Below are 8,702 nucleotides of genomic sequence, written 5' to 3' on the forward strand. Positions count from 1 at the left end.
TCTTGTGTTGGTGTGGGGTAAAATCGAAACGAATAGGCTTTTTCCATGTCTCACATTTTAGCATATATTTCGTAAATGTGCTAATATTTAACAGTAAAGCCGTCGTAGAACGACGGGGTTTCAGACCCAAATTTTCGATGACTTTCTCGGGCCATTGTTGGTTAGCTTGGGTCAATTCCTCAATTTCTTGATTGAGTTTTTCAAGGCAGTTATCGAGATACTCAAGATGGGCTTCGATATCGAGCTTTACCGCGAGCGCGTTCCCGTCGGTTCTTTTCGGCAGTCCGCATCTCGACAAGTTGCCGGCGACGACTAATTAAGTCCTACCGCTAACCCATCCTACAAATAATTGTGCCTCCCTACTTATAATAAAATTAGTCGGTAGTTTCCCTAGAGGTAAACTTTTATGATTGTCAATAAGCGAGAACTCAAGCAAGCCTTAAATCGGGTGTACTTAAAAATCAAGCCTGATGCTGAAACAATTCAGGTTTTTCGAGCTAATTTGGTGCGCTTGTTGGATCAATGTGACAGCAAAAAGTCGGAAGAGTTTAATAAAAATTTGCTGATAGATTTTTTAAAAAATACCTATTATGCTGATCGCTATTTTATCAATACAAAAGAGCGCATTGATCTGGTGATTCATAATAACCAGGATGTTAAAAGTCCAGTGGGGGTCATTTTTGAGACTAAGAAGCCTACTCAGACAATAAATGCAGAAATGCCAAGACTGGATAATCTCAATACCAAGGCTTTTCAGCAGTTAGTTTTATATTTTCTCCGCGAAAGGGTGACGGATAAAAATCTTGAGATTAAACACTTGATCGTAACAAATATTTATGAGTGGTTTATTTTCGATGCGAAGATTTTTGAGGAGTTGTTTTTTGCTAATAAGGCTCTAGTTAACCAGTTTTGCGATTTTGAAGCAGGGAGACTGAGTAGTACAAAAACGGATTTTTTCTATCAACAAATTGCCGAACCAGCGATCACTAAAGTTATTGAGCAAATTAAGTTTACTCATTTTGATCTGCGAGATCTGGAAAATTTAGACCTGCTTGATATTTACAAGATTCTTGCGCCAGAACATTTACTTAAGTTACCTTTTGTTAATGATAGCAATACTTTAAATAAGCCTTTTTATAATGAGCTTTTGTATATTATTGGTTTGACGGAAATTAAGGGTAAAGGGAAGAAGTTAATCGGACGAATGAAAGAAGGCGATCGCTGTGATGGTTCCCTGATTGAAAATGCGATTAGTCGGTTGGATAGTTTGGATAAAATTGCACAATTAAAAAATCCTGAAGAGTTTGGAACTACGGATGAGGAACGGCTTTTTAATGTGGCGTTGCGGTTATCAATTAATTGGATTAATCGGGTTTTGTTTCTCAAATTATTGGAAGCGCAATTAATTAAATATCATCAAGGCGATCGAGATTTTGCCTTTCTCAATTTGGCGAAAGTTCCCAGTTATGATGATCTCGATAGTTTGTTTTTTGATGTGTTAGCTAGGGAGACAAATAAGCGCGAGGCTAAGGTTAAAACGACTTTTGCTCATGTACCTTATTTAAATAGTTCGCTATTTGAACCAACGGAGACGGAACAGCAAACGATTTTTATTGGCAATTTGCGGGAGCGAACTTTACCCATTTTTGCAGGTACGGTGCTAAAAGATAATCAGGGTAATAAGCGAGTAGGTGAGTTAAATACGTTGGCTTATTTGTTTGAGTTTTTGGATGCTTATAAATTCGATCGAGATGAGTTAGAAAATCCTCAAGAAGATAGCGAAAAGTTAATTAATGCTTCGGTGTTGGGGTTAATTTTTGAAAAGATTAATGGTTATAAGGACGGTTCTTTTTATACGCCGAGTTTTATTACCATGTATATGTGTCGGGAAACGATACGAAGAGCGATTGTGCAGAAGTTTAATGAAGTAAAAGGCTGGAATTGTCAAAGTTTGGATAATTTATATGAACGAATTGAGGATAAAAGAGAAGCGAATACTATTATTAATAGCCTGAAGATTTGCGATCCAGCCGTGGGTTCAGGACATTTTTTGGTTTCAGCTTTGAATGAGATAATCGCGATTAAGAGTGAGTTACGGGTTTTATTAGATACTTCGGGTAAGTCGCTAAAAGATTATCGGGTAGAGGTGCGAAACGATAAGTTATTGGTTTACGATGATGAGGGGAATTTATTTGCTTATCATCCGAATAATCAAGAAAAGCAACGGGTACAGCAAGCCTTATTTCATGAGAAACAGACGATTATCGAGGGGTGTTTATTTGGGGTGGATATTAACCCTAATTCCGTGACTATTTGTCAGTTGCGGTTATGGATTGAGCTTTTAAAGAATGCTTATTATCGCGAGGATGGCAATTTAGAAACTTTGCCAAATATTGATATTAATATCAAGTGTGGTAATTCTTTGATTAGTCGCTTTGCTTTGGATGTGGATGTTAAACAGGTTTTACAGAAGCAGAAGTTTAGTATTGAGCAATATCGCAATGCAGTCCAGACTTATCGCAATGCGGAAAATAAGGAACAAAAGCGGGAGATGGAAACGCTGATTGCTAAGATTAAGGCTGGGTTTAGTGCTAATTTATTAATTAGTGATCCTAAGAAGGTGAAGTTACGTCAATTACAAGGGGAACTTTATAATCTGGAAAATCAGGGTTTATTGTTTGAGCAGACTAAGACGGAGCAAAAAGCGCGGGAGAAAAAAGTAACTAAGTTAAATAATGAGATTGATAAGCTAACTGCTGAAATTGCAGATATTGAAAGCGGTAAGCTGTATAATAATGCTTTAGAATGGCGGTTTGAGTTTCCTGAAGTGTTGAATGATGACGGGGATTTTGTCGGGTTTGATGTGGTGATTGGGAATCCTCCCTATATTTCAATACAAGATTTAAAAAAATCTAATTCTTTAGTTTGTGATTATTATTCTAAAAATTATCAAACAGCAAAAAAAGGTAACTTTGATATTTATCTTCCTTTCGTTGAAAAATCATTAAGCTTGTTAAATTCGCACGGTATAGTTGATTTTATAATGCCTTCTCTTTGGATTTATAACGAGTACGGAAAACCACTAAGAAGCTTAATGATTAAATCTCATTATTTATTAAGATTTTTAGATTTTGGCTCTACCCAAGTTTTTATTGATGCAACTATTTATACTGCTTGTCAACAATTTAGTAAAAGACCTAGACCTTTTTTTAGATATTTAAAAACAGAAGCTGATAACTTTGAGACTGAAGGATTTTCGGAAATTTATTTTTCTAGCTTAAATGAAAATAATTGGAGTTTGGGAAAAGAACATATTTTGTTAATCAAAGAAAAGCTTGAGTTAAATTCAAAACCTTTAGGTGAAATAGCGCAAATTTTTGTTGGGATTCAAACAAGTGCAGACAATATTTATCATTTACAAAAAATTTCGCAAGGAATATATTTTTCCAAAATACTAGATAAAGAAGTTGAAATTGAAGACGCTATTATGAAACCACTAATTTCAGGAACAGATGCTAAACGGTATAAAATTCCAAATACAAATAAATATTTGCTTCATCCTTATGAAGCGAGTGGTAATTTTGCTTTGCTTGACATTAATTTATTGAAAAATAATTATCCAAAAGCTTTTAGATATTTAAAAGATAATGAAGCTATTTTGAGAAGTCGAGAAAACAATAAATTTAATAATGATGATTATTGGTATCAATTTGGAAGGAACCAAAATATTGATAAGCAACATTACTCTAAAATAGGAGTTGCTCAAACTGTCTCTGATTTACAATGTTTTCTTGATGAAAAAGGAGATTTTTTCTTAAATAACGTTCGAGTTAATGGAATTAAACCTATCAATGAAGATGAAGTAGATATAAAATATTTATTGGGTATTTTAAACTCTAAAGTTGCAAATTTTTATTTTAAATTAGTTGGCAAGCCAAAAGACAATGGTTTTTTTGAAGCGAATAAACAATTTATTTCGCCGATTCCTATTAAAATTGTAGATCACAAATATCAAATAAAAATTAAGTTATTAGTTGACAAAATTCTCACAGCTAAAAAAGACGATCCTAACGCTGACACAAGCGAATTAGAAAAGCAGATTGATCACTTAGTTTACAAACTCTATCAACTCACCTATAATGAAGTAAAAATCATTGATCCAGAATTTGCCCTAACAGAACAAGAATATCTGGACTTACCCTAATTTATTCCCTTACCCCCCCGATGTCCTGTAGGGCTAATTCATGAATTAACCCTACAATGAATCAACCCTACAATGAATCAACCCTACTATGAATCAACCCTACTATGAATTAACCCTACCCTTACCCCCCCGATGTCCTGTAGGGCTAATTCATGAATTAGCCCTACAATGGTTGTTGTCAAATTGAAAGATGCTGGGAATCAGCTTTGCCTTTTGCCTTGTGCCTTTTGCCTCGTCTCAACAAGCAATTTAAATGCTTGACAGCTTAATTTCTGGCCAACTAGCTACCACCGAGGCCAATTTATCCAAATCCCGACGATCTTCGATAAAGGGAAAAACACCTAAAACCGGACAATTAGTCAAGGATTGAATTAAATCGATCGGTGTTAACTGCTCTATCTCCGTCTCCGTGCGCGGTTCGAGACAATTAAGGATAATTCCGCCCAAATTGACCTTTTTCTGCTCTGCTAGGGCAATATTAGCCACCGTTTGGGAAATCGCCCCCAATTTCACCGGCACCACCAAAAGGGTTTTTAACCGCCATTGAGCAGCTAAATCCGCCAAAGTTAGCTCGTGAGTGACAGGACAACCTAAACCCCCCAAACCCTCAATTAAAACCAAATCTTGGCTTTTTTGTAGGTTTAGCAGAGCTTGCCACACCGTCCCCAAAGGAATATCTCGACCTTCCAAATCAGCAGCCACAGGAGGCGCTAAGGGTGCTTGATATTGCAGCGGTGTGATCATTTCTAATTGACCCTGAAATAAACCCTCATACCATTCTCGATCGCCTTGACCCGTTTGCATTAATTTCATCAGCCCCAAGGCCTTGGATGGATAGTATTTTTGCCAATAAGCCACTAAAGCAGTGGTGACAACGGTTTTACCCGCATCGGTATCCGTAGCCGCAATCAAAAGACTATTCATAAAACTTCCAGGCTCAGTCAAGATCAGGTGAAATCACCAATATTTATTATCTTATCTCCCCTCTTCCCCATCACCCCACACCCCACACCCCACACCCCACTTCCCCACTTCCCCACTTCCCCACCTCCCACACCCCAACCCCAATAAAAAATTCTCCCTAAAGGCATTTAAGCAGTCTTTAACCCTTATGTGCTACAATTTTTGAAGATTTTGCCATTCATTTAGGTTCAATCAGGGATCACAGCCTTTTCAGGGAAATTTTATGACAAGTAACTACGGCGCGGAACAGATACAAGTTCTCGAAGGGTTAGAACCAGTCAGGAAGCGGCCGGGGATGTATATCGGTACGACCGGGCCGCGGGGACTACATCATTTAGTCTATGAAGTGGTGGACAACTCGATCGATGAGGCCCTAGCGGGTTACTGTACTCATATCGAAGTGGATATCAAGGCCGATGGTTCCGTCAGCGTCACCGACGATGGCCGGGGTATTCCCACCGATGTTCACCCGACCACGGGTAAATCTGCCCTCGAAACCGTTCTCACTATACTTCATGCCGGCGGTAAATTTGGCAGTGGTGGTTATAAAGTGTCGGGAGGGTTACACGGAGTCGGGATTTCCGTCGTTAATGCCCTTTCTGCATGGGTCGATGTCACCGTCTGGCGCGATCATAAAGTACATACCCAACGCTACGAAAGAGGTATCCCCGTCACAGAATTGGTCAGCAGTCCCAGTCAAGAGGAAAAAACGGGAACTAGGGTTAATTTCCTGCCAGACACCGAAATTTTTAGCCAAGGGATCGAATTTGATTACAGTACCCTCTCCGGACGTTTACGAGAACTAGCCTACTTAAATGCCGGTGTTAAAATCACCTTTAGCGATTACCGTCCCGAAGAACCCCACATCGAAACCTATTGTTATGAGGGGGGTATTAAAGAATACGTCGCCTATATGTGTCGGGAAAAAGAAACCCTGCACAAAGATATTATCTATGTATCGGGGGAAAAGAACGGAATTAATATCGAAGTGGCGTTTCAGTGGTGTATAGATGCCTATAGCGACAATATTCTCGGTTTTGCTAATAATATCCGCACCATTGACGGGGGAACCCATCTAGAAGGATTAAAGGCAGTTCTGACTCGTACTTTAAATAATGTTGCTCGTAAACGCAATAAAATTAAAGAAAACGAGCCTAATCTAGCGGGGGAAAACGTCCGCGAGGGTTTAACCGCCGTTATTTCCGTAAAAGTCCCCGAACCGGAATTTGAGGGACAAACCAAGACCAAATTGGGTAACACTGAAGTCCGGGGTATTGTCGATTCGCTGGTGGGGGAAACTCTCAACGAATACCTAGAACAAAATCCCCAAGTGGCCGACACGATTATCGAAAAAGCAGTACAAGCGTACAAGGCGGCGGAAGCGGCCCGTCGGGCCCGGGACTTAGTACGACGGAAATCGGTCTTGGAATCCTCACCTTTACCAGGTAAATTGGCTGATTGTAGCGAAAGAGACCCAGAAAGGTCAGAAATTTACATCGTCGAAGGTGACAGCGCCGGCGGAAGTGCCAAACAGGGGCGCGATCGTCGTTTTCAAGCGATTCTACCTCTGCGGGGAAAAATCCTCAATATCGAAAAAACCGATGATGCCAAAATCTACAAAAATACGGAAATTCAATCCTTGATTACAGCCCTCGGTTTAGGAATTAAAGGAGAAGATTTCGACCCCTCACAATTGCGCTATCATCGCATTGTTTTAATGACTGATGCTGATGTGGATGGCGCACACATCCGAACTTTGTTGTTAACTTTCTTCTATCGTTATCAGAAGAATTTAATTGACCAAGGTTATGTATATATCGCCTGTCCTCCTCTCTATAAATTGGAACGCGGTAAAAATCATTCCTACTGCTATAGCGATCGAGAATTACAGCAAAAGATAGCGGAATTTCCCTCCAATGCTAACTACACGATCCAACGTTTTAAAGGGTTAGGAGAAATGATGCCCCAACAACTTTGGGATACTACCATGAATCCCGAAACTCGCACTTTAAAACGGGTGGAAATCGAAGACGCAGCCAAAGCAGAGGAATTATTTACCATTCTTATGGGCGATCGAGTTGCCCCCCGGCGAGAATTTATCGAAACCCACGGATCACGTTTAAATCTTACGGATTTGGACATTTAAACGGTAACTTTGGGCTGTGTTAGTCTAGGCTAATACAGCCCCCGATAAAATCCCCAAATCCAGTTACTAATCGGAGGGTTAGGGATTCAAGGAAACTGGGGTGCATTCCACGACTTCATCGAAAAAATCAGCCGGCAGCGGTGGATTATCGGGGTCTTCTAGGGCGTTTTTGGCAATTTCCGCCTCGCTCATCCCTTTAACTTTCTTCCAGTCTGTTTTGTCTTTCAACTTCGCCCACTGTTCGCGGGTGACTCTGGTAATATGTTCTTCGTTCACGGTTGTTAGCCCTCCTAGCACTAATTATTCGACGAACCGAGCCACGCCATGTATAAACCACCACCAAAACGATATTATCGATTGTAGCCACTAGAATCACTCGAATTTCGCCGTAATTCTGACGGTTATCCACGCGCTCGATTATCGGCCCGCTAAAAATCGCTTCCAGGTCGGCGAAATCTATGCCGTGTTTTTCTATATTAGCCTGACGCTTATCGAAAATTTGGGTTAAAACCCCGTCGTTTTACGACGGCTTTTCCTGATCTTTGATATAAGACTTAAGAACTTCCAGTGGCGCACCTCCTACAGAAGAGACGAAATAACTGGGCGACCAAAGAGCGTCTTTCCCGTACGGTTTAGGATAACCAGCTTGTCCATGCCTGCGACTAGAGACTCCCTTTAAAGAATTGACCATCACGGAAATAGATAATTTCGGTGGATATTCAATCAATGCGTGGACATGATCGGACTCCCCGTTAAATTCCAATATCTGAAAATTCATCTTTTCCGCAACTTCCCTAAAAGATTTTTCAACCAAAGTCAGACTTTTACCAGTAAAAACCTTTCTTCTGTATTTTGTCACACAGACCAAGTGTATCTTTAAATCGGAAACAGAGTTTCTTTCTCTTCGCAACTGACTTGACATTATTAACAGACCTAGTTAGAATAGAGTACAGACACACACATCTTAACCCAATGAAAGCGAGGTATCAATACCGTATTTACCCAACAGACCAACAAAAGAGGCTTTTGTCTCAGTTGTTTGGGTGTGTGCGTGTTGTCTGGAACGATACCTTAGCTTACTGTCAAGAACTCTATCGACAAGGGGAGAAAAAGCCAAAATATACCGAGTTATCTAAAAGACTAACTCAAGTCAAAAAAACAGAAGAAAAACAGTGGTTAACCGAGGTTTCTTCTATCCCTTTACAGCAGTCTTTGAGAGACTTAGAGACAGCCTATTCTAACTTTTTTGCATCTTGCAAGGGAGAAAGAAAAGGAAAGAAAGTCAAACCTCCTAAATTTAAGAAGCGTAAATCTAAACAATTAGCAAGATTTACCGATAATGGTTTTACCGTTAACCAACACTGCGTTACTTTAGCGAAAATCGGTGAT

General features: G+C 39.7%; 8 protein-coding genes and 1 pseudogene. 3 read left to right on the forward strand and 6 right to left on the reverse strand.

What is annotated here, in order from left to right:
- Together O9332_RS28165 and O9332_RS28485 are read right to left on the reverse strand one after the other, a co-directional pair.
- A partial coding sequence (locus O9332_RS28165; protein WP_353737710.1) for a helix-turn-helix domain-containing protein occupies window positions 1-47 on the reverse strand: 47 nt, incomplete at its 3' end.
- Window positions 48-139: 92 nt separating this feature from the next.
- Window positions 140-323 (reverse strand): annotated as a pseudogene (locus tag O9332_RS28485) (IS110 family transposase); the annotation flags it as partial.
- Window positions 324-406: 83 nt separating this feature from the next.
- Between O9332_RS28485 and O9332_RS20360 the strand changes: the two are divergent.
- Complete coding sequence (locus O9332_RS20360; protein ID WP_288027139.1) at window positions 407-4,204, forward strand: type IIG restriction enzyme/methyltransferase; 3,798 nt, start codon at window positions 407-409, stop codon at window positions 4,202-4,204.
- 249 nt (window positions 4,205-4,453) lie between these two features.
- Here O9332_RS20360 and bioD read toward each other — a convergent pair whose 3' ends face one another.
- Window positions 4,454-5,128, reverse strand: coding sequence for a dethiobiotin synthase (bioD, locus tag O9332_RS20365; RefSeq protein WP_002763308.1), 675 nt, complete (start codon window positions 5,126-5,128; stop codon window positions 4,454-4,456).
- Between the two features lie 262 nt (window positions 5,129-5,390).
- Here bioD and gyrB point away from each other — a divergent pair, with 262 nt between their 5' ends.
- Window positions 5,391-7,313, forward strand: coding sequence for a DNA topoisomerase (ATP-hydrolyzing) subunit B (gene gyrB / locus O9332_RS20370; protein WP_002781027.1), 1,923 nt, complete (start codon window positions 5,391-5,393; stop codon window positions 7,311-7,313).
- Window positions 7,314-7,391: 78 nt separating this feature from the next.
- On the opposite strand, the gene O9332_RS20375 is transcribed toward gyrB, so the two are convergent.
- From O9332_RS20375 to tnpA, 3 genes are read right to left on the reverse strand one after another with little or no spacing between them, the layout of a single operon-like run.
- The gene (locus tag O9332_RS20375; protein ID WP_002760489.1) at window positions 7,392-7,589 is read right to left on the reverse strand and encodes a hypothetical protein; all 198 of its coding nucleotides are present in this window, start codon (window positions 7,587-7,589) and stop codon (window positions 7,392-7,394) included.
- The gene (locus O9332_RS20380; RefSeq protein WP_071825063.1) at window positions 7,510-7,812 is read right to left on the reverse strand and encodes a BrnT family toxin; all 303 of its coding nucleotides are present in this window, start codon (window positions 7,810-7,812) and stop codon (window positions 7,510-7,512) included. Before O9332_RS20380 ends, O9332_RS20375 begins: the two co-directional genes overlap by 80 nt.
- Before the next feature lie 21 nt (window positions 7,813-7,833).
- Window positions 7,834-8,235, reverse strand: coding sequence for an IS200/IS605 family transposase (gene tnpA / locus O9332_RS20385; RefSeq protein WP_043999173.1), 402 nt, complete (start codon window positions 8,233-8,235; stop codon window positions 7,834-7,836).
- Between the two features lie 50 nt (window positions 8,236-8,285).
- On the opposite strand from tnpA, the gene O9332_RS20390 reads away from it, so the two are divergent.
- Window positions 8,286-8,702: RNA-guided endonuclease InsQ/TnpB family protein (locus O9332_RS20390; protein ID WP_288027143.1), on the forward strand; the 417-nt coding region annotated here is incomplete at its 3' end.

The sequence above is a fragment of the Microcystis sp. LE19-10.1B genome, from assembly GCF_027530565.1.
In the GTDB taxonomy this organism is placed as follows: domain Bacteria; phylum Cyanobacteriota; class Cyanobacteriia; order Cyanobacteriales; family Microcystaceae; genus Microcystis; species Microcystis aeruginosa.